24 protein-coding genes and 1 tRNA gene are annotated in these 21531 nt (G+C 69.4%); 11 read left to right on the top strand and 14 right to left on the bottom strand.

The features are described 5' to 3' along the window. Positions 1 to 27 precede the first annotated feature (27 nt). The 3 genes from V6S02_RS09420 to V6S02_RS09410 all read right to left on the bottom strand — a co-directional run bounded on the left by V6S02_RS09420 (position 28) and on the right by V6S02_RS09410 (position 1693). Positions 28 to 312, bottom strand: coding sequence for a Fe-S cluster assembly protein HesB (locus V6S02_RS09420; RefSeq protein ID WP_124293736.1), 285 nt, complete (start codon positions 310 to 312; stop codon positions 28 to 30). A 145-nt stretch (positions 313 to 457) separates the two neighbouring features. Continuing rightward, a complete protein-coding gene (locus V6S02_RS09415; protein ID WP_124294518.1) occupies positions 458 to 805 on the bottom strand; it encodes a histone-like nucleoid-structuring protein Lsr2 in 348 nt (115 codons plus the stop codon). 60 nt (positions 806 to 865) lie between these two features. Continuing rightward, positions 866 to 1693 (bottom strand): LuxR C-terminal-related transcriptional regulator, encoded by an 828-nt coding sequence (locus tag V6S02_RS09410; protein WP_336400622.1) that lies wholly within the window; start codon positions 1691 to 1693, stop codon positions 866 to 868. A 171-nt stretch (positions 1694 to 1864) separates the two neighbouring features. Between V6S02_RS09410 and V6S02_RS09405 the strand changes: the two genes are divergently transcribed. Together V6S02_RS09405 and V6S02_RS09400 are read left to right on the top strand one after the other, a co-directional pair. Further along, entirely contained in the window at positions 1865 to 2218 is a 354-nt protein-coding gene (locus V6S02_RS09405) for a DUF485 domain-containing protein (protein WP_336400621.1), read from the top strand. Next, positions 2215 to 3846 carry a solute symporter family protein gene (locus tag V6S02_RS09400; RefSeq protein WP_124293732.1) on the top strand — a complete coding sequence of 544 codons (1632 nt, stop codon included), beginning with the start codon at positions 2215 to 2217 and terminating at the stop codon, positions 3844 to 3846. The genes V6S02_RS09405 and V6S02_RS09400 overlap by 4 nt, the downstream gene beginning before the upstream one ends. 81 nt (positions 3847 to 3927) lie before the next feature. Here the strand turns inward: V6S02_RS09400 and V6S02_RS09395 are convergent, their stop codons facing one another. Continuing rightward, positions 3928 to 4449, bottom strand: a complete 522-nt coding sequence (locus V6S02_RS09395; protein ID WP_336400620.1) for a methylated-DNA--[protein]-cysteine S-methyltransferase — start codon at positions 4447 to 4449, stop codon at positions 3928 to 3930. 200 nt (positions 4450 to 4649) lie between these two features. Between V6S02_RS09395 and V6S02_RS09390 the strand changes: the two genes are divergently transcribed. Both V6S02_RS09390 and V6S02_RS09385 read left to right on the top strand, forming a co-directional pair. Then, positions 4650 to 8348: an AAA family ATPase gene (locus V6S02_RS09390; RefSeq protein ID WP_336400816.1), complete on the top strand. Its 3699-nt coding sequence runs from the start codon at positions 4650 to 4652 to the stop codon at positions 8346 to 8348. Between the two features lie 4 nt (positions 8349 to 8352). Next, a complete protein-coding gene (locus V6S02_RS09385) occupies positions 8353 to 8547 on the top strand; it encodes a hypothetical protein (protein WP_124293730.1) in 195 nt (64 codons plus the stop codon). Positions 8548 to 8568: 21 nt separating this feature from the next. Here V6S02_RS09385 and mscL read toward each other — a convergent pair whose 3' ends face one another. Genes mscL through V6S02_RS09370 form a run of 3 tightly spaced genes read right to left on the bottom strand, consistent with a single transcriptional unit; the run spans position 8569 to position 9987 of the window. Further along, positions 8569 to 9024 carry a large conductance mechanosensitive channel protein MscL gene (gene mscL / locus V6S02_RS09380; RefSeq protein WP_336400619.1) on the bottom strand — a complete coding sequence of 152 codons (456 nt, stop codon included), beginning with the start codon at positions 9022 to 9024 and terminating at the stop codon, positions 8569 to 8571. A 36-nt stretch (positions 9025 to 9060) separates the two neighbouring features. Then, a complete protein-coding gene (locus V6S02_RS09375) occupies positions 9061 to 9360 on the bottom strand; it encodes an FmdB family zinc ribbon protein (protein ID WP_124293728.1) in 300 nt (99 codons plus the stop codon). A gap of 30 nt (positions 9361 to 9390) precedes the next feature. Next, on the bottom strand, positions 9391 to 9987 hold the full coding sequence (locus V6S02_RS09370) for a 5-formyltetrahydrofolate cyclo-ligase (protein ID WP_336400618.1): 597 nt from the start codon (positions 9985 to 9987) through the stop codon (positions 9391 to 9393). A 91-nt stretch (positions 9988 to 10078) separates the two neighbouring features. Between V6S02_RS09370 and galU the strand changes: the two genes are divergently transcribed. From galU to arr, 7 genes are all read left to right on the top strand, one after another. Continuing rightward, positions 10079 to 10966, top strand: coding sequence for a UTP--glucose-1-phosphate uridylyltransferase GalU (gene galU / locus V6S02_RS09365; protein ID WP_124293726.1), 888 nt, complete (start codon positions 10079 to 10081; stop codon positions 10964 to 10966). 38 nt (positions 10967 to 11004) lie between these two features. Then, entirely contained in the window at positions 11005 to 11634 is a 630-nt protein-coding gene (locus V6S02_RS09360; protein ID WP_124293725.1) for a GNAT family N-acetyltransferase, read from the top strand. Positions 11635 to 11879: 245 nt separating this feature from the next. After that, complete coding sequence (locus V6S02_RS09355) at positions 11880 to 12836, top strand: DUF222 domain-containing protein (protein WP_336400617.1); 957 nt, start codon at positions 11880 to 11882, stop codon at positions 12834 to 12836. 2 nt (positions 12837 to 12838) lie between these two features. Next, on the top strand, positions 12839 to 13255 hold the full coding sequence (locus tag V6S02_RS09350; RefSeq protein ID WP_336400616.1) for an HNH endonuclease: 417 nt from the start codon (positions 12839 to 12841) through the stop codon (positions 13253 to 13255). A gap of 107 nt (positions 13256 to 13362) precedes the next feature. Further along, positions 13363 to 14262, top strand: coding sequence for a large exoprotein (locus V6S02_RS09345; RefSeq protein WP_336400615.1), 900 nt, complete (start codon positions 13363 to 13365; stop codon positions 14260 to 14262). A 66-nt stretch (positions 14263 to 14328) separates the two neighbouring features. Continuing rightward, positions 14329 to 14404: transfer RNA gene (locus tag V6S02_RS09340), tRNA-Ala, on the top strand. A 136-nt stretch (positions 14405 to 14540) separates the two neighbouring features. After that, positions 14541 to 14966, top strand: a complete 426-nt coding sequence (gene arr, locus V6S02_RS09335; RefSeq protein WP_336400614.1) for an NAD(+)--rifampin ADP-ribosyltransferase — start codon at positions 14541 to 14543, stop codon at positions 14964 to 14966. Positions 14967 to 14990: 24 nt separating this feature from the next. Here arr and V6S02_RS09330 read toward each other — a convergent pair whose 3' ends face one another. The 7 genes from V6S02_RS09330 to V6S02_RS09300 are packed head-to-tail and all read right to left on the bottom strand — an operon-like array spanning position 14991 to position 21439. After that, positions 14991 to 16175 (bottom strand): hypothetical protein, encoded by a 1185-nt coding sequence (locus V6S02_RS09330; protein ID WP_336400613.1) that lies wholly within the window; start codon positions 16173 to 16175, stop codon positions 14991 to 14993. Continuing rightward, a complete protein-coding gene (locus V6S02_RS09325; RefSeq protein WP_336400612.1) occupies positions 16172 to 17332 on the bottom strand; it encodes a hypothetical protein in 1161 nt (386 codons plus the stop codon). The genes V6S02_RS09330 and V6S02_RS09325 overlap by 4 nt, the downstream gene beginning before the upstream one ends. Beyond that, positions 17329 to 18450, bottom strand: a complete 1122-nt coding sequence (locus V6S02_RS09320; protein WP_336400611.1) for a hypothetical protein — start codon at positions 18448 to 18450, stop codon at positions 17329 to 17331. Before V6S02_RS09320 ends, V6S02_RS09325 begins: the two co-directional genes overlap by 4 nt. Beyond that, complete coding sequence (locus V6S02_RS09315) at positions 18450 to 19187, bottom strand: hypothetical protein (protein ID WP_336400610.1); 738 nt, start codon at positions 19185 to 19187, stop codon at positions 18450 to 18452. The genes V6S02_RS09320 and V6S02_RS09315 overlap by 1 nt, the downstream gene beginning before the upstream one ends. Then, entirely contained in the window at positions 19184 to 19546 is a 363-nt protein-coding gene (locus tag V6S02_RS09310) for an STAS domain-containing protein (protein ID WP_336400609.1), read from the bottom strand. The genes V6S02_RS09315 and V6S02_RS09310 overlap by 4 nt, the downstream gene beginning before the upstream one ends. Positions 19547 to 19554: 8 nt before the next feature. Continuing rightward, complete coding sequence (locus V6S02_RS09305; protein WP_336400608.1) at positions 19555 to 19878, bottom strand: STAS domain-containing protein; 324 nt, start codon at positions 19876 to 19878, stop codon at positions 19555 to 19557. Further along, a complete protein-coding gene (locus tag V6S02_RS09300; RefSeq protein ID WP_336400607.1) occupies positions 19862 to 21439 on the bottom strand; it encodes an ATP-binding SpoIIE family protein phosphatase in 1578 nt (525 codons plus the stop codon). The genes V6S02_RS09305 and V6S02_RS09300 overlap by 17 nt, the downstream gene beginning before the upstream one ends. Positions 21440 to 21531: the final 92 nt, after the last annotated feature.

The following is a 21531-nucleotide window of genomic DNA, read 5'->3' as shown; positions in this document are numbered from 1 at the left end:
CGAGGCCCGTCGTCAAACTTCAGGTCGTTACGCCTGCGCCGCGAGGGCGAAGCGCACCGAGCCGTCCTCGTTCATCTGCGCGTCGAGGACCTGGTCGTCCAGCGCCGCCTGAGCGGTGCTGTCGAGGAAGACGCGAGCGCCGTCCGCTTCGACGACGGCGTCCGCAGGCTCGGGCTGCGGGGCCAGGGTCAGTTCGAAGCCGGCGGTGGGTGCCTCGGCTCCGCGGATGCGGATTCCTGCGGCCTGGACGTCGGGGGTGCCTGCGACCACAGCCTTGACGGCGGTGGCTGCGTTCTCGGTGAGAGTGAGCATGTGCTTCTCCTTCCGTGGTGGAGTCAGCCACGCTTCCGAGAATCACGCCCAATCGCAAGCGAGAGCGCCGATACCCAGCGTTCTCCAACCCGATCCCCACGAAACACGGAAAGAGCCGCGATCCCGCCGGAAGGACTGGATGCGCCTAATTCGCTGCCTCGTACGCTTCCATCACCGACGCCGGAATACGCCCCCGCTCCGACACCGACATTCCGCGTTCCTTCGCCCATTGACGAACGGCGGTGTAGTCGGCCTGTCCGGTGCGACGGCGCTTGCGGGATGCCGCGGATTCGGCCTGCCGACCGGTCGACACCGAGCGGGCGGCATCCACATATCGCGACAATGCGTTACGGAATTCGGCGGCGTTATCGACGGTGAGGTCGATCTCATACGCGACGCCGTCGAGAGAGAAGAGAACGGTTTCACCTTCGCCGACTTCGAGGACGGTTCCGTCCAGATCGTCGACGAGTTGATGCACAATTTTTCGGGCCATGGTCACACATTATGGGGTGACAAAGACGCGAAAGGCGCTTCGCCGAGGAATTTCGGCTTTTCAGGGGAGAAGGCCCGCACGACGCGCTTGCATCACTGCGGCATGGCGGGTCGAGACATCCAGTTTCGCCATCGCCGATTTCAAATACGACTTCACCGTCGCTTCGCGCAGCCCCAGGGTGTCGCCGATCTCGGCGTTCGTTTCTCCGAGGGCAGCTCGGGCGAGAACATCCGTTTCCCTGGGGGAGAGGTGGATGTCGCCGATCGCCGGGTCGGTCTCGTCGTGGGTGAGGGCGGCCAGCCGCTGCTCGACGCGCGCCAAGCGCTGGCGCAGACCGTCGTCATCCACTCCGGCGGCGATGCTGCGCAGTTCGGCGTAGCTCTCCCGCAGCTCTTCGCGCGCCGCGGCGGGCATCGCGGCCGCGGGCAGCTGCGACGGGGCGAAGGTCTCCAGTCGCCGCGCGACCTCGTCGCGCACGCGGAGCTCGGTCGCGAGCTCTTCGGCGACCTGGAAGGCGGGGCGGGCGATGACGTCACCGACGCGGCGTTCGCCCCACGATCCGCAGTAGATGACGCCGCGCGGTTTGCCTGACACGAGGACCGGCACCGCGAACAGGGTGGCGATCCCCTCGCCGAGGATCGCGCGGTCGTAGTCGTGCGTGATGCTGCGCGCAGTGCGGTAATCCAGGGCAAGCCGCGGCCGCTTCTCCACATAGGCGCGGCCGCCCAGCCCCTTCATCGGGTGGACGACAAGTCCCTCGAGGTAGCGCGTGCGGGCACCGGAGATGGCCGACACGTGGATCGCGTCGTCGCGCGAGAGGCCACCGAACGCGACGGGGAAGCCGGTGCGGCGAGTCAGATCTCCCACCGCACGGGAAACGAGTTGCACGTCGCTCGGAGCGTTCGACGAACCGACCACGAACTACCTACTTCCGGGGGTGACGGCTGCGTCGCCGCCTTTCGTAGCGTCGACCATAGCAGGCGCTCTCCGACGACGGCGGGCGTCTTCAGTTCGGGACCGGCGCGACGCGCGCCCAGGGATTGTGTGCAAGGAGGCCACATGTCCGATCGACGCACCGAATCCGCCCCGCCGGGTGGAATCGATTACGTTGCGGTGGAGGAATCGCCGCGTTTCGTTGAATTGAAGAAGCGGCAACGCAGCTTCATCTTCCCCTTCGCCATCGCCTTCCTCGTCTGGTACTTCGCCTACGTGCTGCTGTCGTCTTTCGCCGTGGACTTCATGTCGCAGCGCGTGTGGGGTGACATCACCGTCGGCCTGCTCCTCGGGCTCGGACAATTCGTCACCACCTTCGGCATCACGATGCTTTACGTATCGTTCGCGAACAGGAAGCTGGACCCCATCGCCGAGGAGATCCGCGAAGAACTCGAGCAGCGAGAGGCGGCCGGCGCATGAACGACTTCTTCGCCTCGGTCGGGTCGGCCGTCAGCGCCGCGGTGGACACCGCCGAGAACAATCCGATCCTGAACATCTCGATCTTCGGGGCTTTCGTCGCGGTGACGCTGTTCATCGTCATCCGCGCGAGTAGGAACAACAAGACCGCCGCCGACTATTACGCCGCCGGCCGGTCGTTCACCGGGCCGCAGAACGGGTTCGCCATCTCGGGCGACTATCTCTCCGCAGCATCCTTCCTGGGTATCTGCGGCGCGATCGCCATCAACGGATACGACGGCTTCCTCTACTCCATCGGATTCCTCGTCGCGTGGCTCGTCGCCCTGCTGCTGGTCGCCGAGTTGATGCGCAACACCGGCAAATTCACGATGGCCGACGTGCTCTCCTTCCGTCTGAAGGAGCGGCCCGTGCGCATGGCGGCGGCGATCACGACGCTCGCGGTGTGCTTCTTCTATCTGCTCGCGCAGATGGCGGGAGCCGGCGGACTGGTGGCCCTGCTCCTCGGCATCACCGAAACAGTGGGCCAGTCGATCGTCGTGGCTGTCGTCGGCGTCATCATGATCGTCTACGTGCTGGTGGGCGGCATGAAGGGCACCACCTGGGTGCAGATCGTCAAGGCGTTCCTGCTCATCGGCGGCGCACTGATCATGACCATCTGGGTGCTCGCGATCAACGGATTCAGCCTTAACACGCTGCTCGAGAACGCCGTGGCCGCATCCGTCACCGAACCCGCCGACGCGATCCTCGGGCCGGGCCTGCAGTACGGCGGCAACCCGTGGGACTTCATCTCCCTCGCGATCGCCCTGGTGCTCGGCACCGCGGGTCTGCCGCACGTGCTGATGCGCTTCTACACGGTGCCCACGGCCAAAGAGGCGCGGCGCTCGGTCGTCTGGGCGATCTGGCTGATCGGCCTGTTCTACCTGCTCACCCTCGTGCTGGGCTACGGCGCTGCGGCGCTCGTCGGCCCGGAACGGATCGCCTCGGCGCCCGGCGGGGTCAACTCGGCCGCGCCGCTGCTCGCGCTCGAACTCGGCGGGCCGCTGCTCCTCGGCTTCATCAGCGCGGTCGCGTTCGCGACGATCCTCGCGGTGGTCGCAGGGCTCACCATCACCGCGGCGGCGTCGTTCGCGCACGACATCTACGCCAACGTGGTGAAGAAGGGCAACGTGCCGCCCGACGGTGAGGTGAAGGTCGCCCGACGCACCGTCATCGTGATCGGCATCCTCGCCATCCTCGGCGGCATCGCGGTGCAGGGTCAGAACGTCGCGTTCCTCGTCGCGCTGGCTTTCGCGGTGGCGGCATCGGCCAACCTCCCGACCATCCTGTACTCGCTGTTCTGGCGGAACTTCACCACGCGCGGCGCGGTGTGGAGCATGTATGGGGGCCTCGCCGCCGCGATCATCCTCATCGTGCTCTCGCCCGTCTTCTGGGGTTCGGAGACGAGCGTGTTCAAGGTGGGCACCGCCATCTGGCCGCTGAACAACCCCGGGATCGTCTCGATCCCGCTCGGGTTCTTCCTCGGCTGGCTGGGATCGGTCACCTCGCGCGGTGGGGAGAACCGCACCAAGGCGGCCGAGATGGAGGTCCGCTCGCTGACCGGCTTCGGTGCCGAGAAGGCGACCAACCACTAGGGCGTCTTCGATCCGGATGCCACGGCCTGGCGGCCCCGCGGAGAGGAAACTCCCGCGGGGCCGCTGCGCGCGACCGGCGGCCTACACGCCCGTCGCGCGCTCGAGGTCGACGAGGAATCGCTTCACCTCGGGATGGCCGCCGTACTCGCCGAGCGATCCGTCGGACCGCACCACCCGGTGCACCGGAATGACGATGGAGAAAAGCGTGTGGGCGCAGGCGGTGCCGACCGCCCGTGCCGCGCCGGGGCTTCCCGCCGCGATCGCCACCTCGCCGTATCCGGCGGTCTCGCCGTAGGGGATCTGCCGGATCGCCTCCAGCGCGAGCCGGGTGAAGCCCGTCGTCGCACCGAGGTCGAGAGGGAGGTCGAACTCCCGGCGCTCGCGGGCGAAGTAGTCGTCCAACTGATCGGCCGCCCGGCGGGCGAGCGGATGCGCGGGACCGGGCTCCACATCGCCGTACCGGCGGGCGAGGCCCTCGAGCTCGGGCTCTGCCGGCCCGTGGATCGGATGAACCGTGAGCAGGGCGTCGTCGCGCGCGACGATCAGCACCTCGCCGACGGGGGAGGGGTGCAGGAGGAACCGGGGAGCGAGAGCGGCGATCATGACCACATCCTCGCCCGTCGCGCCCGCGCCCCGCGGGTGCCGGAGCGTCATCTGTGAGCGATCGGCCATCGGGGGCGCCTGTGCAGGAAAGGCCGATCACTCGGCGTGTCGTCAATACCGCGAAAACCCGCCCCGCCTAACGGCGCCTGACGGGGCGGGCGCTTAGTGTGGCTGACGTGTGGCGAGTCGAGTCCGATGTCATGGAGAACCGGGGAGGAACCGTGTCCGGTCCGGCCGTGAACCCCGGCGACCTCGGTCTCTCAGAGCCGGGTGTCACGGTCGCGCATATCGCCGACCCCGCGCGGGAGACCCTGCGTCGCCAAGCGTCGCAACTGGGCGGACGATCGACCCTGCTGCACTACAGCGACTCCCGCGAGGAGGGCATCGAGATCACGGGGGCCCACCCCGGGAGCCTCCCGCAGTTCATCACCGGACGCTCGACACTGCTCTCGGGCCTCTTCCGTGACGAGGTGGCGTTGCGAAACGCCCGGCTCGCCGCCGAGCGCATCACCGCCAAGAACGTCGAACTGCGCACCTCGCGAGGAATCGACGCCGTGCACCTCGCGGTGGGCCTCGCCTCCTGGCGACTGGGCGGGCTCGCGTGCACCGCACCGGTGCTCTTGCGCCCGCTCGCCATCCGGCGGCACCACTCCGACTTCGAGTTGAAGCTCCGCGGCTCGTTCCACGTCAACCCCGAGCTCATCCGGGCGCTGAAGACCCACTTCGGCATCACCGTCGATGCGCGGGCGCTCGCCGCACTCGCTTACGACGGAGGCGTCTTCAAGCCCCAGCCGGTCATCGACCACCTGCGGGCCCTCACCGCCTCGCTGCCGAACGTCGCCGTGCAGCCCCGACTGGTGGTGTCGACCTTCGCCGACGTCGCCTCGGTGATGTCGCGCGACGCCGCCCACCTCGATCACCCTGTGCTCAACGCTCTGGCGGGGCATCCTGCCGATCGCGAACGGGTGATGCACCGTCGCGAGATCCCCTCGATCCTCCCCGCCGACGAACGTCCTCCCGCCGCCGACGCCCTGCTTCTCGATGCCGACGCCGAGCAGGAGGGCGTGCTCGCGCGGATCGCGTCAGGCCAGTCGCTGGTCGTGCATACACTCCCCGGCACCGGCGGAACCCAGACGGTCATCAACGCCGTCGGATCGCTCGTTCGCGAGGGGCGCCGCGTGCTGGTCGTGAGCGCTCGCCGTGCCACGCTCGAGGGCGTTCGCCACCGCCTCGCGGGGGTGGGCCTGCCGGGCCTCACCGTCTCGCCCCGCCACGTGCGTCGAGACCTCATCCGCGCGATCGGGCGCAATGAGAAGGCCGAGAAGCCCGCTGTGGCCGAGGTCGATGACGCCCTCGTGCGGCTGCGGACCGTGCTGCGCGACTACCGTCACGCCCTCACGACCACGCACTCCGACCTCGGCGTCTGCACCCTCGACGTGCTGCGCCGGCTCGCCGAGCTCTCGGCACTCGAGCCCACCCCGTCGACCGCCGCGCGCTTCGACGTCAGTACGCTCATCCGCCTGGCGGGGAAACGCCGAGAGGCTGCGACGAAGCTCGCCACCGCCGCGCGGCTGGGCGAGTTCCGCTTCGGCCCGCACGACTCGCCGTGGTTCGGCGTCTCGTTCGCCACCACCGCCGACGCCCGTCGCGCGCACAGCCTCGCCGCCCGCCTCCACCGCGCCGACGTGCCGGCCCTCCTCGAGCGCGGATACGCCATGGTCGGGCAGACCCACATGCGCCCGTTCCAGAGTGTCGCCGAACTCGGGGTGCAGCTGCGCCTTCTCTCCGGCATCCGCGATTCGCTCGACCGGTTCAGCCCGACCGTGTTCGAGCGACCGCTGGGCGAGCTCATCCAGGCCCACGGTCCGCGACGCGATGCCGCATCGATGAATGCGGCCAATCGCCGCCGACTCAAGCGGCTCTCGCGGGAGTACATCCGCCCCGGAGTGCACATCGTCGACATGCACGAGGCCCTGCTGCGCGTGCAGCAGCAGCGCACCGAATGGCACCGCTACGTCGAGGCCGGCGTCATCCCCGAGGTGCCCTTCGGGCTGGCCGACGTCCAGGTCGCGTGGCAGCGGGTCGATGCCGACCTGGCGGAGCTCGATGAGGTGCTCGGCCGCACGGGTGCCGACGCGCTCGCGTCGATCCCGGTGTCGCAGCTGGTGCGCACCCTCGCCGAGCTGGCCGCAGAGTCGGATGTCTTCGACAACCTCGTCGAGCGGGCGACCCTGCGTTCGGAGCTGGCCGGGCTCGGCCTCGACCCGCTCCTCACCGAGCTGTCGGTGCGCCATGTTCCCGAGCAGCAGGTCGGCGCCGAGCTCGAATGGGCCTGGTGGCAGTCGGCGCTGGAGTACCTGCTGCGCACCGACCGCGCGCTCCTCGGCGCCAACACGGCGGTCGTGGATCGCCTCGAGCGCGACTTCCGCCTCGTCGACGAGGCGCACACCGGCGCGTCCGGCCCGCTCCTTGCTTCGCAGCTGGCCACCCAGTGGCGCATCGGCATCGTCGACGAAGCCGATGAGGCCGCGGCGCTCCGCACCGCCCTGAAGTCGGGTGACATCAGCCCCGCTCAGTTCCTCGACGCCGCTCCCACCCTCTCCCGCGCCCTCGCGCCGGTGTGGCTGGCCTCGCCCTATGACGTGCCTCTGATTCCCGACACCCTCCGGTTCGACGTGGTGATCATTGCGGATGCCGGGGCGCTCTGTCTCGCCGAGGCGACACCGGCGCTGCGGCGCGGTGGGCAGCTGGTGGTCTTCGGTGACCCGGTGACGCAGAAGCCCACGCCGTTCCGGGTGGCGTCGGCCATACCGACCGACGACCCCGACGCGCCTGACGAGCCGTTCGACGACGAGAGCGTGTTCGTGCGGCTCTCCGAGCTGTTCCCCGTCGAGACGCTCACCCGCAGCTACCGCGCCGGGGGAGAAGACCTCGCGGCGCTCGTCAACGACGCCTTCTACGGCGGCGAGATCGTGTCGCTGCCCTGGGCTGGGTCGTACCTCGGTCGCGGAAGTCTCAGCGTCGACTACGTCGAAGGCGGCACGGGCGCTCCCGACCCGATCAGCGGCGCCGTCGAAAGCCCCGACGCCGAGGTGGCGCGCGTGGTCACCCTGGTGGTCGAGCACGCGGTCAACCGCGCGTCGGAGTCGTTGATGGTCGTCACCGCCTCGCGGCGTCACGCCGAGCGCATCCGCGCGGCGGTCGGCGCGGCGTTCGCCGGACGAGCCGATGTGGCGGACTTCGTCGGCCGCGACACCGCCGAGCCGTTCGCCGTGCTCAGCCTCGAGGAGTCGGTGGCCGAGAGCCGCGACCGCGTCATCTTCTCGCTCGGGTTCGGCCTCACCAAACACGGTCGCGTGCTCAGCGACTTCGGCGACCTCTCGACCCCCGACGGCGAGCGTCTCCTCACGGTCGGCATGACCCGCGCGCGCCGGTCGATGGTGATCGTGTCGTCGATCCGTCCCTCCGCGTTCGACGAGGGACGTCTCGAGCACGGGGCGGCCACCCTCATGGGCATCCTCGGCGGCATCGCCGCCCGCTCGCGCGAGGCGCGCTTGGAAGACCTCGCCGACCCTCTCACCCGGTCGCTGGCGCGCGAGCTCCGTCGACTGGGCGTCTCGGTCGACGTGCAGTACCGGGGGCTCCTGCCCCTGGTCGCCCAGTACAACGGCAAGGCGGTTGTCGCCGAGACCGATCCCGAGACCCGCGGCGAGTCGCTCCGCGAAGCGCTGCGCCTTCGCCCGCAGATTCTGCGGCGCCTCGGATGGCACTACGTCCGCGTGCACTCGTTCGACCTCTACAGCGATCCGGCCGGAGTGGCCGCCCGGATCGCCGAGCTGCTCGGCGCGCCCACGGTCACGGCCGACCCCGACACGCAGCCGGTCGACTTCATCGAGTGATGCCGTGAGCGAGGACGAACCCCGCCAGCGCATCGAACGGGTTCCAGGCTCGCGTCGCGCGCGGCTGACCCCTGCGCCCGATACGGTGGCCGAGCCCGCGGCCGTCGACGATCGCGATGACGCCGCCGAGGCGGCATCCGATGGTCTTTCCGGGCCGAATGACGAACGGATGCGGCGCGAGAAACCGCCCCACTACTGACCGGCGCCCGCGGCGAAGCCGCTACGGCGTCGGGGGAGTGGTGCGCGAGGCGCCTGCGCCGGCGCCCGGCTGCGCCGCGAGCAGGTCGCGGATCTGCATGAGCAGCTCCTGCTCGGTCGGCACGGGGTCGGCTGCGGCCTCGGTCGCCGCGCCCGCGCGTGCTTCCTGGCGCTTCTTCCAGTGGTTCATCGGCATGACGAAGACGAAGTAGACCACGGTGGCGACGGCGAGGAAGTTGATCACCGCGGCGATGATGGCGCCGAACGAGAAGACCGAGACGCCGCCGAGCAGGGTGGGCACCTCGACCATGAACGCGGTGTCGAGGTCACCGGTCTGGAAGACCAGCCCGATGAGGGGATTGATGAAGGCTGTGACCAGGATGTTCACGATGCCGGTGAATGCGGCGCCGATGACGACGGCGACGGCCAGATCGATCACATTCCCGCGGAGGATGAACTCCTTGAAGCCTTTGATCATCGATGGTGCCTTCCGACCTCGCCGGCTGCCGCCGGACTACGAACCGCTGGACGCGGGCGAGGCCTTCGCCTCGGACTTCGATGATGGCGAAGAGCCGGTCGAATCGCCACCGGAACTCGCCGGTGCGCTCTCACTCTTCTTCGACTCTCCGCCGCCTCCGGCGCGAGAGTCGGTGCGGTAGAAGCCCGAACCGTTGAAGGTGACGCCGATCGAGCCGTATTCCTTGCGCAGCGGCCCGTCGCACTCGGGGCAGGTCGTCAAGGCCGGGTCGGCGAAGGACTGCACGGCGTCGAAGCGGTGCCCGCACTGCTTGCAGGCATAGGCGTAGGTGGGCATGTCGGTGTCTTTCGTCGAGGGTGCGCCGCGTCAGCGTCGGGTTGTCGCGAGATCGATGGTACGCGTCGGGGTGACCACGCCCGACACCGGCTGGTCGTGCACGTCGCGCGGCACCTCGTCGAGCAGCTCGGTGTCGTAGATCACGGCGTAGACCGGGGGGCATCGCTCCATCGACCCGATCGTCTTGTCGAAGAAGCCTCGTCCCCAGCCGAGGCGCGTGCCGTCCTGCCCGACAGCGGCGGCGGGGATGACGAGAAGGTCGACGTCGTTCACCGCGATGGGGCCGAGCACGTCGCCGACCGGTTCGGGCAGGCCGTACATCCCCTCGGTGATGTCGAGGTCGGGGGTGGCGACCGACCAGTCCAGCAGTCCGTCGGTGCGGGTGATGGGAAGAAGCACCCGGATGCCACGGCGGACCGCCTCGGAGACGAAGCGTCGCGTGCCCGGCTCGGTCGTGGTGGAGAGGAAGCACGACATCGAGTTCACGCCGAAGCGTTCGACCAGGGCGTCCAGCTGGGCCGTGATGCCCTGTTCCGCGGTTTCCCGGGCCGTCGACGACATCAGGTTCCGGCGCTCGCGCAGGTCAGCGCGGAGCGCTCGTTTGGCGTCGGCGATCGCGTCTGACATGGGTCGATCTTAGGCGGACGGCTCGCGCGGATCCCGGCGGTCGGGCGCGGCTCACGCTTTCCCGAGACATCGACCCCCTACAATCGGGGGCGTGCCTCGTAGCTCTTTCAAAGCCGTGATCCCCGCCGCCGGACTCGGAACGCGTTTCCTGCCCGCCACCAAGGCCATGCCCAAGGAGATGCTCCCCGTCGTCGACAAGCCGGCGATCCAGTACGTCGTGGAGGAGGCCACCGCCGCCGGTATCGACGACGTGCTGATCATCATCGGCCGGAACAAGAACAACCTCTCGAACCACTTCGACTCCGTTCCCGAGCTGGAATCCACGCTCGAGCGCAAGGGCGATCACTCCAAGCTCGCGAAGGTGCAGCACTCCAGCGACCTCGCCGACATCCACTTCGTCCGCCAGGGCGAGCCGAAGGGTCTCGGTCACGCGGTTCTGCGCGCGCGCGCCCACGTCGGCGACCACCCGTTCGCCGTGCTGCTGGGCGATGACCTCATCGACGAGCGCGACCCCCTGCTGACCACAATGCTCGAGGAGCACACCAAGCGGGGCGCGGCGATCGTGGCGCTCATGGAGGTCGACCCCGACTCGATCCACCTCTACGGCGCGGCAGCGGTCGAAGCCACCGACGACGACGGCGTCGTGAAGGTCACGGGCCTCGTCGAGAAGCCCGCGAAGGAGGACGCCCCGTCCAATCTCGCGATCATCGGGCGCTACGTGCTGTCGCCGTCGGTGTTCGACATCCTCGAGCGCACCGAGCCCGGCAAGGGCGGCGAGATCCAGCTGACCGACGCCCTCCAGGAGATGGCCGCCGACCCCGACGGGCCCGGCGTGTACGGCGTGGTGTTCCGCGGCCGGCGCTACGACACCGGCGATAGAGTGGATTACATCAAGGCCATCGTGCAGCTCGCTGCCGACCGAGAGGACCTCGGTCCGGAGCTGCGTCCCTGGTTCAAGGAGTTCGCGGCGAAGCTGTGACCTGACACACGGCATCATCGCCGTAGCGAGGGGGGTGTGTGGACCTGTCAGCCCCTCGTCACCACGGCCCGATCGCGATCAGGCTCATCCGCCAGCGCGATGCGCGGGTCGTGCAGAACGAGCTGTTGACCAATCGGTCATGGCTTCGCCCGTGGGAGGCCACCAGCCCCGACGGCCCGGTGTCGTTCGACATGCGCGCGGGCATCCGCCGTCTGCTGCAGCAGTACCGCGACGGCGCCGGCATCCCCTTCGTCATGGAGTACAACGGCGAGATCGCCGGACAGCTCAATGTGTGGGGGATCGCGCGGGGGTCTCTGGCGACCGCCACCATCGGGTACTGGGTGAGCGAGCGGTTCGCGGGACGTGGCATCACGCCCACCGCTGTGGCGCTGGCCACCGACGTGTGCTTCACCGAGGCGCGGCTGCACCGGATGGAGATCTGCATCCGGCCCGAGAATCGCGCGAGTCTGCGCGTGGTGGAGAAACTCGGGTTCCGCTACGAGGGTCTGAGGCGCCGCTACATCCACATCGACGGTGACTGGCGCGACCACTACTGCTTCGCGCTGGTGCGCGAGGACGTTCCCGGGGGAGTGCTTGCCCGGTGGCTCGAAGGGCGTGTTCCGCAGGATGCGGCGACGATTCCCCCCGCGGATCGGTTGCACGCCTGATCGCGATCGGCCCGGGTCGGGTTGGTTGGGCTCGTGCCGCCTGGGGCTGATCTTGCCTGGTGTCCGGGTGCCACCCCTGTCGTCGCCGATCTGCTTCAACCTGTGGTTCGTGCCGCCTGGGGTTCGTGCCGCCGCGCGCGGCGTGCGTGGTGTCCCGATGCCAGCTCTGCCGTCGCCAAATCTGCTTCAACCTGTGGCTGAGGGTTTCGAGTGTGAATGTCGGAGGGTGGTGCCATAGTTCATACATGCGTTCGAACCCACGCCTCACCCTTCTCAGTGACGAGGACCGGTCTGAGCTGACGGGTGTGCTGAGCCGGGTGGAGGCCGCGCAGGCGGCGCTGGCTGCCGCGGAAGCGGAGCAGGCGCGGGCGCTGGCTGAGGCAGGCGCGTTCGCGGTACGGCTCGCGGAGGGATCGTCGGCGGTGGTGCGGGACAGGGACATGGCGCTCCGGGGTGTAGCGGCGGAGATCGCCGCGGCGGTGCGATTGTCGGATCGTTCGGTGCAGCGCCAGATCGATTCTGCGTTCGCATTGGTGACCGAGTATCCCGCGACGCTGCACTGCTGGGAGAAAGGGCTGATCACGCGGGCGCATGTCGCGGTGGTGGAGGACGTCGGGCGGCGGTTACCGCCGGAGGTGAAGGGGGAGTTCGATCAGCTCGCGGCGGAGATCTGCCTCGACGAGACCCCGGGTCGTGCCCGGGCGGATCTGGAGATCCTCGCCGAACGCCTGCACCCCCGAACCCTCACGGACCGGCGCACCGAGGCGTACCGGGAGCGGAAGATCACCCGCTACACGATCGGGGAGGGGATGTCGGAGCTGCGGTCGGTGCATTCCACGGTGCTGGTGGAGGGGATCTTCCAGCGGGTCACTGATCAGGCGAACGAGGTCATCGCCTCTCGGGAACCGGGAGCCGGTGACACCCGGTCTCTGGACGAGGTCCGCGCCGACCTGTTCGCCGATATGCTCCTCACCGCTGTCCCGAGCCTTGAGCCGACCGGTTGCGGCGACGGTAGCGGTGGGCTCGGGGCGATCACGGCGAAGGTGCAGGTCGTGATCCCCGTCATGGCGCTCATGGGGCAGAGTGACGTCCCGTGTGACCTTGCCGGGGTGGGACCGATCGACGCGGACACCGCCCGGCTGCTCGCGGGAACAGCGACGGGACGTGGGAGCGGCTGCTCGTCCATCCGATCACCGGGTTGACGATGGCGGTGGATCAGTACCGCCCGACCGGGGCGATGATGCGGTTCCTCAAGGGCCGTGACAAGCACTGCCGGTGGCCGGGATGCCGGATGCCCGCCCGAAAATGCGAGATCGACCACAACCACGACGCCGCCCTCGGCGGGAGAACCGAGATCTGCAACCTCTGCTGCCTGTGCCAACGACACCACAGCATGAAACAGTTCACGGCCTGGAAGGTGAAACAACTCGACGGCGGGGTCATCGAGTGGACCTCCCCCACCGGGCGGGTCTACACCGACAACCCACCGGGTCATGGGGTGCATTTCTCCCCAGAGGAGGACGTCCCCGACGACCTGTGGGTGAAGTGGACCACCTTCACCGGCGAATTCCGAATCACCGACGAACCCGCCGACGACCCCCACGAACCCGCACCCTTCTGAGGTCGGACCGGCGTGGCAGCAGCATTCTTCGTGCGCAGCCGAATGAGACACCGCGACACGCACCGCCTTGCCGGGCCGGGGTGCCGGTGTCGCATACCGTTATGCGCATGGGCGGACAGGTGCTGGGTGGCGGGGTGATCGTGCTCGTGGCGGTGCTGCTGTGGCTGGTCTACCTCTTGCCCTCATGGCACAGCCGTCGTCAGTTCGACGCCGCAGAACGAAACGCCGTGCGACTGAACCAGGCCCTGCGCGTCCTCGCAGAGACGAGTGAGACGCCGGCCGAGGTGCACCTCGAGCTGTCGGCCCGCACGGCGGCAGCGCAGCAGAAGCTCGCCAAACGCGCGATGGCCGAACGCGAGGAGGCCGCACTCGAACAAGCCCGCGTCGATCTCGAACGGGCACGCGCCGAGAAGGCCGCCGCCAAAGCTGCTCCCGAAGCCCGACAGGCCCGCGCTCGGCGCCGCGTGCGGCTTGTTGCGACGACGTTGGGTCTGGGTGGCCTGGGTCTCGCCGGATGGGGCGCCTGGCTGACCGTGTCGACCGGATCGACCGGCGCACTCGTCGGGGGATTGAGCCTCGTCGTGGTGGCACTCTCGGTTCTGGCGCAGATGGCTCGCGTCGCCGCGCGGGTGGCACGCAGGTCTGCGGCATCCTCTGTCCCCGTCGTCCGCCAGGCGCCGGTGGTGCAGGATGTCGCGCTCCCGGCCTCCCGTCAGCGGGCGGTGTGGGCACCGCGCGAGCTGCCGAAGCCTCTCACCGTGTCGGCGGGCTCGCAGGCCGCTGCGGTGCGCGACGTCGAGGACGCCCGCGAGGAGCTCCGTCAGGCCGCGGTCGCCGAAGCGGCGCGGATGCGCGCCGAGGCCCAGCGCCCCCCGTCGATCGAGGTCGCCCGCGCTGCGCGCGCCGTGCAGCCGGGGCCGAACTTCGCTCGGATGGGCTACGTCGACGACGCCGAGATCGAAGATCACGTTCGTCGCCTGCTCGAGCGTCGCGCCGCCGGCGCGTGATCCCCGGGCGGGCCGGACGGCATTCGTCGGTCGCCCGGCGGGGGTGATAATGTAACGGAGGTTCTCGGGCCTGTGGCGCAGTTGGTAGCGCGCTTCGTTCGCAATGAAGAGGTCAGGGGTTCGAATCCCCTCAGGTCCACCAACCGGAAAAGAGCTCGCCCGTAGGGTGAGCTCTTTTTCCGGTTCAATGGCGCTGTGACTCGAGGAGGAGGGGAGCCGAAGGCGACCCGACGGAGTCGGGTCTGTCAGGTCGCCGGCGGCGCGCTCATAATGGGCGGATGGCCGCGCATCCTCCCCTCCACGACGGACCGTTCTACCACGGCACCCGTGCGGAGCTGGCCCCGGGCGATCGCCTGAGCCCAGGGTTCGCCTCGAACTACCGCTCCGACGTCATCATGAATCACGTCTACTTCACCGCCGCGCTGGACGGCGCCGGCTTGGCGGCGGAGCTCGCCGTGATGCTCGGGCCCGAGAATGCCCGGCCGCATGTCTACCGCGTCGAGGTGACGGGGGATTTCGAGGACGACCCGAACGTCACGGACAAGAAGTTCCCGGGCAACCCGACGCAGTCCTACCGATCGGACTCGCCGCTCATCGTGATCGAAGAGGTCAGTGACTGGACGCCACTGAGTCAGGACGCGCGGGAGATCTGGCGCGAACGCCTCGCCGCGCTCGCCGCGAGTGGGGCCGAGATCATCAACTGAACCTGCCGCTGCGGCGCCATCAGGTCACGACCCCTGCGGCCGCGTCCAAACGCCGACGACCGAAGGCTCGAGAGTCCGGTCGACGGCGTCGGCGAGATCGGAGGCCGCGGTGTGGGGGTCGGCGCCGGTCCGGAGGCGTTCGCCGAAGGCGTCGACCACGCGTTCGGCGTTGTACTGCGTCCGGTTGAAGCGTCTGTCGAGAAGTCGACGTACCACGCGGAGAAGCGGCAGGAAGGCCGCCGCCGCGATCAGGGTGGCCAGGGCCACACCGAGTGTCGTCGCATCCGGCAGCAGCCACGCAACCGACGTGACCACCAGCGCGTAGATCGACACCGCGGATGCGGTGACGAGCACATAGGCCGAGGTGCGAGAGATGACCCGGTCGATCTCGTACAGGCGGTAGCGCAGCACCGCGATCGCGATCGCGACGGGGATCAGCCCGTACGAGACGAGCACGAGGCTGTTCGCCCCCGCCCAGTCGTCTGCGACGACCCAGCTGGAGATCAGGATGACCACGACGAGACATACCGCCCACAGCATCCACCGCAGCTGCGCACGCTGCATCTCGCCCGCGCTCCGGTACCGGGCCGCGAGCGACGCCAGAGATCCGACGAAGGCGACGGCGAGGGCGCCGAAGCACACCACGATGGCGACCGGCTCACCGAGGAGGGCTCCGCTGTGGACGGGATTCGGAACGCCGGGGTACACCTCCGCCGACGCGGTGGAGAGCACGGCGCTGACCACGACGAGCGTGATGATGGTGAACCACGAGAACCACCGCCATCGCGGCGAGGGGAGGGCGCCGTCGGGGAATCGCAGCGGGATCTGGGTGAGCAGCAGTCCGATCGGCGGCAGCCAGATCCACGTGTCCTCCCGGTCGTACCCGTACCAGAAGAGCCAGGCCGAGACAGAGGGAGCCGGATCGAGCAGGGCCTCACCGAGAAGCATCGCGGGCGTTGCCAGGGCGAACAGGCCCGGGATGACCAGCAGCAGCCACCCGATGGGATTGCCCGGGCGCTTCCACGCCAGCAGCGAGCCGACGCCGACGAAGACGGCGAGGAGGACGAGGAACGGTGCCGACTCGGGCCCTGGACGATCTCGCACGAACGAGGTGACGGCCGTCACGGCGAGCATCGCGCACACCAGCCCGCCGACCACAATCGCCGGCCACGCCGCCGTCCGCGAGGCCGTGCGACGGCGCCCGCTCATCGCCGCGCCCCCGTCGTCCAGATGCCGATGGAGGTCGGCTGAAGGGTCCGCTCGACGGCGCGCGTGAGGTCATCCGGTGTCGTCAGGGGGTCGGTGCCGGTGCGCAGTCGCTCTCCGAACGCCCCGACGACCTCGTCCGCGTCGTAGTGCGCGCGGTCGAACCGCCGGTCGATCCGGCGCTGGACGAGCCGCAGCGCCGGAAGCGCCGCGGCGGCGGCCACCAGCGTCGCAAGCGCCACGCCGAGGGCCGGAAGGCCGGGGAGCAGCCACGTCACCGAGGTGACGACAACCGCGTAGATGCCGACGACCATGGCGGTGACGATCGCATACGACACCGTCCGCGAGACCACCCGTGCGATCTCGTAGAGACCGTGACGGGTCACCGCCACCCAGATGGCCAGCGGGAGAGCGAGGGCGGTGGCTGCGAGGAAGACCGAACCGATGACGGCGGCCTCACCCAGCAGGGCCGCGCTGACGAGCGCCAGGACCATCCCGATCGGCAGGATGAGGAATCCGAGCCCCAGCCACCGCACCTGCAGGCGCTCGACGTCGTCACCGCGGCGATAGCGGAGGAGCACCGAGATCACGGCGAGCACGAGGACGCCCAGCAGCCCCGCCATGCTGACGACGGAGACGGCGGTCGTTACAGCTTCCCCGGGAAGCGGGGGCGGTTCGAGCCCCGAGTACCGCCACTCCGACGGAGACAGGAGGATGCCGGCGAGGCACCCCGCGACGACCGCCGGAACGGCCCAGAGGGCAAGCCGCCACCACCGCGAGAGCGCCCTGCCATCGGGGAAGGTGAACGCCAGAAGCAGCGGCGCGATGAGCCAGAACGGCCACGAGATCGCGCTCGGCACGATAGTCCAGACGGTGTCGGCCAGCCACAAGGGAATCGCCCAGACGGTGGTGATCAAGGGCACCGCACCGACGGCGACGAGCTGGGCGCCGACCCACAGGAACGGCCGGCGAAGAAGGAGAAGTGCCCCCACGACGATCGAGGGGGTGGTCACGACGACGGTGATCAGAACGGATGTTACGGTGCCGGCCGTGATGCCGGAGGCGACGGCGCTGACCACGAGGGTGATCGCCGCGAGGATTAAAGTCGCACCCACGACGGCCGCCCAGGGAACCCCGCGGCGGTGGGGACCGGTGCTCACGTCGCGCCCCCGACCCAGATCCCGACCGTCCGCGGCTGGAGCGTGCCCTCGACCGCGGCGAGGAGATCGTCGCCGGTGGCGGCGGGGTCGGTGCCGGTGCGCAGGCGCTCGCCGAAGCCGTCGACCGTCTTCTGCGCGTCGAAGTGCTCGCGATCGAAGCGCCGGTCGACGCGACGCTGCACGACGCGGAGGACGGGGAGGAAGATCGCTGCCGCGGCCAGGGTCGCCACCGCGACCCCGAGGGCGGGAAGGTCGGGGACCAGCCACGTCGTCGAGGTGACCGCCACCACGTAGATGCCGATGACGACGGCGGTCACGATCGCATACGAGACCGTCCGCGAGACGACCCGGCCGATCTCGTAGAGCCCGTGCCGCGTCACGGCGATCCAGATCGCGACGGGGATCGCGTTGATCCCGAGGGTCAACGCCACCGTCACGACGGGCGGCGGATCCTCGAACAGCAGCGAGCTGCCGAGGATGAGCACGGTGACGGCGGTTCCGTACGCCAGCCACCGGAACTGCAGCCGCGTCGGTCCGTCCGCTCGTCGCCACCGGAGGACGAGGTCCACCAGGGCGACGGCGCCGACGAGAGGTACCGCCAGGAAGGTGTCGTCGCCGAGGATGACCGTCGACAGCGGGGCCGCCGCCGGAATGCCGAGGGGGTTCGGCCGCTCCGAGAAGGCCAGGGGGCCGGGATGGATCGCCGCGGCGGTCACGACGACCCCGACGACGCCCAGCGCGAGAACCGTCACGATCATGTCCAGCCTCGTGGTCACCCGCCCCGTGGGGAACACGACGATGAGGACGGGAAGCAGCATCCACACTCCGTACCCGAGGGAGGACAGCGCGAGCTCGAAGACGGCCGGCAGCTCCTCGGCGACCCTCGGAATAGTGAACGCCCCGTAGAGGCCCCAGTAGAGGGCGAGCCCGAGGAGGATGCGCCCGATCGCATTGCCCGAGCGGCGGAGGAGCAGGAGTGCCCCGACGACGGCGAACCCTCCCCACGCCACGAGGCTCCAGGTCTCGCCCGTCGAGGCGATCGTCAGCCCGCAGAGCGCAAGATAGCCGGCGAAGAGCATCAGGATGCCCGCCCGCCGTACGACTTCACGCGCCGCCATCAGGTCGCCCTTTCCGCCCGGGTGCGACGGATCGGCGCGGAGAGCGCGTGGACCACCGTGCGGATACCGCTGTTGTGCCGGATGTTCCGCCAGTTGGCCCAGAGGCGTCGACGGTCCACGCAGACCGTCCGCTCGGTGATCGTCACCTCGGTCACCCCGTGGGCGTGGGCGAGGTTGCGGAGGACCCCCGGCCAGAAGACGTCTTCGCCGCGTCGCGCGAGCGGCCACATGCTCTCGAAGAGCGGATCGGAGCAGCGCAGGAGCATCGAGATCCGCGCGATCGTCCGCTCCGCGGCATCCTCATCGGCGGTGTCCTTCTCCGCCGAGAACGTGATCATCGCCGCGAACATGTGTCCCTCCGGGGTGAGGAAGGTGAACGACGTGTCGTCGGCGTAGAGGACCATGATCCCGGTGGTCACCCCGCCCGCGGTGAGCGCGGTGACATCCCCCGGCTGGATGGTGGAGAACGAACTGTGGAAGCGACCCATACGGGGCCAGTAATCGCCGAAATGCGCGCGCCAGTCGGCGACGACGGCCTCGGGCGTGACCGTCGTGCCCAGATCGGCGAGGTAGGTGCGCTGCCAGAGCCGGCCGAAGCCGTTCATCGGACCCGCCACGCGCTTGCCCTGGATGTTGTAGCCGTGAGGCTCGGCCGGATCGGTGACCTGAAGGCGGTCGACCTTCCGGGCCCAGTTCGCCGCATCCCGCGGCCCGTTCCCGACCGGTCCGTCCATCACCGTCCCTCCTTCGGGGCGAGCGCGCGGAGCGCCGAGGCGGTGTCGTCGTGGAGCACGATCGCCTCATCGAGCCGGGTCAGCTCGAAGATCTGCCGGTAGTGGTCGGTGAGTCCCACGGCGGCGATGCGCTGCTGGCGTCGCTGCGCGCGGACGAGAAGGGTGACGAGCATGCCGATGCCGCCGCTGTTCATGTACTCCATCTGCGCGAAGTCCAGGACGATGACGGTCGCGCCGGCGTCGGAGGCCTCTTCGTGAGCGGTCATGAGGTCGTCTTCGCAGGCGGCGGTGACGTCACCCGCGATCGCGATCTCGGCGGCGCCGGGTGCGGGGCGGGTGACCGCCATGTGTGCCGATCCCATGTCGATTCCTAGCTCGGGGTGGGTTGGACGATCTCGATGAAGTCGCTCAACCGGGTGATCTCGAAGATGTGACGGTAATGCTCCGTCAGGCCGGTTGCCCGGACGGCGATCCGCTGGGCGCGGGCGCGGGCCAGGAGCGCGACGATCAGCGCGATGCCCGTGGAGTTGATGTAGTCGACGCCCGAGAAATCCAGGAGCATCGACCCGGGCGGACCCTCGGATGCCGCGATCCCGGCCCCCTCCAGCGCGACAGCCGCGTCGCGGTCGATCCGGCCGCTCAGAACGATCTCGACGACGTCGCCTTGTCGCCGGATCTCATGACTCAGACTCATGTCCCCTCCGTTCCGGCGCCGCGGCGTCCGCCGCATCCGCCCCCTCCGTATGCATGACCAGTCGGACGACGTGACGGTCGGCGTCGCTGTGCTCTTCGACGCGGTCGACCAGCTCGCGCACGAGGAAGAGTCCCCACCCGCGTGGTGTCTGGAGACCGGCGAGCTTCAGATCGAGATCGGGCGTCTCCGCCTCGGCGCGGCGTCCCCGGCCGAAATCCTCGACGTCGACCGTGACCATCTCCGGAGAGCACCGCACGGTCACCGTGACCTCCAAGCCGGCGTCCCCCCGATTGCCGTGCTCGATCGCATTCATGACCGTCTCGCTGACCGCTGTGCGCAGAGCGTCGAGCCGGGCGCCGACAAGGCGGGACGAGACGATCTCGGTGACCCGGTCCATGGCGCCGCGCTCGTTTCCCGGCGCGCTCGGGACGGCGAAGCGCACCGTCTCGGACGCGCCGCCGCGTCGACCGCGCACGAGCGCGACCAGGGTGATGTCGTCCTCCTGCTCGACCCCGGCCGAGAACCGGGCGAGCGTCTGCACGGCGTCATCGATGAGTCCCTGTCCGGCGTCGGCGCGCGAGACGAGGTCGCCGGTGCGGCCGAATCCGAACATCTCGCCGTCGGCGCTGTGCTGCTCGGTGATGCCGTCGCTGTAGAGCAGGACGATCTCACCCGGGTCGATGACGGTCTCGTGCTCTTCGTAGACGCTGCCGGGCATCAGCCCGAGCGGCATCCCGCGTGCGTGCAGCTGAGCGACCCCGCGTGCGCGACGGACGAAGGGAAGATTGTGGCCGGCGTTGGCGAACTGGGTGCGGCCGGTCTCGAGGTCGATCACGAGCACGAGGCAGGTGACGAACATATGGGCGGGGATCTGCGGGATGAGCAGCTCGTTCACGCGGCGCAGCACCTCGCCCGGGGACGTCGTGACCCCGGCGGTCGAGCGGAGCAGGGCGTGCGTGCTGGCCATCACGAGCGCCGCCGGGACTCCCTTGTCCGTGACGTCGCCGGTGACGAGCATGATGCGCCCGTCGGCGAGCTCGATCAGGTCGTAGAAGTCGCCGCCCACGGTGCGCGCCGGACGATAGAAGGCCGAGAGGTGCCATCCACCGAGCTCGGGGAGCTCGGCCGGCAGGAACTGCTGCTGGATCAGCTGGGCGACGTGGAGTTCCTGCTCGATGCGCTCCCGCTCCCGCGCCTGCTTCTCCTGCGTGCGCATCAGCTGACCCAGGCGCAGCGCCGGGGCGGCATAGCGCGCCAGGCTGTCGAGGAGGCGCCGGTCGTTGCGGGAGTACGTGCGCTCCGACAGCCGAGGGCCGAGGGCGAGGATGCCGACGAGCTCGCCGCTGGTCACCAGGGGGACCACCAGCTCGACGTCCTGGGCGAGGAGGCGCGTCACGGCGGGGGACGCCGTGGGGAGGGCGCCGATCTCGACCGGTCCGGATGCCGACTCCAGGTACACCAGGAGCGGATCGTCCGGGTCGATCTCGATGTCGATCCGCCGCGCGCGTTTCGCCCTGGGCGTTGCGGTCCGCGTCTCGGGCGTCTCGAGCGTGTCGGTCATCGGATCCTCCCGTCCCGCTCGCCGTTCCGCGATCGGTACTGCAACGATGATCCTCCGCGGGGCGTTCCGAAAGCGTTACGGGGCCGGCGGTG

Source organism: Microbacterium sp. CCNWLW134, from assembly GCF_037083565.1.
Classification (GTDB): Bacteria; Actinomycetota; Actinomycetes; order Actinomycetales; family Microbacteriaceae; genus Microbacterium.
Note: the sequence above shows the minus strand (reverse complement) of the source record. Positions and strands in the feature narration are given on the sequence as shown.

Coding starts and splice junctions, on each gene's coding strand:
- V6S02_RS09420 (WP_124293736.1), bottom strand. CDS start 312: ATGCTCACTCTCACCGAGAACGCAGCCACCGCCGTCAAGGCTGTGGTC.
- V6S02_RS09415 (WP_124294518.1), bottom strand. CDS start 805: ATGGCCCGAAAAATTGTGCATCAACTCGTCGACGATCTGGACGGAACC.
- V6S02_RS09405 (WP_336400621.1), top strand. CDS start 1,865: ATGTCCGATCGACGCACCGAATCCGCCCCGCCGGGTGGAATCGATTAC.
- V6S02_RS09400 (WP_124293732.1), top strand. CDS start 2,215: ATGAACGACTTCTTCGCCTCGGTCGGGTCGGCCGTCAGCGCCGCGGTG.
- V6S02_RS09395 (WP_336400620.1), bottom strand. CDS start 4,449: ATGATCGCCGCTCTCGCTCCCCGGTTCCTCCTGCACCCCTCCCCCGTC.
- V6S02_RS09390 (WP_336400816.1), top strand. CDS start 4,650: ATGGAGAACCGGGGAGGAACCGTGTCCGGTCCGGCCGTGAACCCCGGC.
- mscL (WP_336400619.1), bottom strand. CDS start 9,024: ATGATCAAAGGCTTCAAGGAGTTCATCCTCCGCGGGAATGTGATCGAT.
- V6S02_RS09375 (WP_124293728.1), bottom strand. CDS start 9,360: ATGCCCACCTACGCCTATGCCTGCAAGCAGTGCGGGCACCGCTTCGAC.
- V6S02_RS09370 (WP_336400618.1), bottom strand. CDS start 9,987: ATGTCAGACGCGATCGCCGACGCCAAACGAGCGCTCCGCGCTGACCTG.
- V6S02_RS09355 (WP_336400617.1), top strand. CDS start 11,880: ATGCGTTCGAACCCACGCCTCACCCTTCTCAGTGACGAGGACCGGTCT.
- V6S02_RS09350 (WP_336400616.1), top strand. CDS start 12,839: ATGGCGGTGGATCAGTACCGCCCGACCGGGGCGATGATGCGGTTCCTC.
- V6S02_RS09345 (WP_336400615.1), top strand. CDS start 13,363: ATGGGCGGACAGGTGCTGGGTGGCGGGGTGATCGTGCTCGTGGCGGTG.
- arr (WP_336400614.1), top strand. CDS start 14,541: ATGGCCGCGCATCCTCCCCTCCACGACGGACCGTTCTACCACGGCACC.
- V6S02_RS09330 (WP_336400613.1), bottom strand. CDS start 16,175: ATGAGCGGGCGCCGTCGCACGGCCTCGCGGACGGCGGCGTGGCCGGCG.
- V6S02_RS09320 (WP_336400611.1), bottom strand. CDS start 18,450: ATGGCGGCGCGTGAAGTCGTACGGCGGGCGGGCATCCTGATGCTCTTC.
- V6S02_RS09310 (WP_336400609.1), bottom strand. CDS start 19,546: ATGGGATCGGCACACATGGCGGTCACCCGCCCCGCACCCGGCGCCGCC.
- V6S02_RS09305 (WP_336400608.1), bottom strand. CDS start 19,878: ATGAGTCTGAGTCATGAGATCCGGCGACAAGGCGACGTCGTCGAGATC.
- V6S02_RS09300 (WP_336400607.1), bottom strand. CDS start 21,439: ATGACCGACACGCTCGAGACGCCCGAGACGCGGACCGCAACGCCCAGG.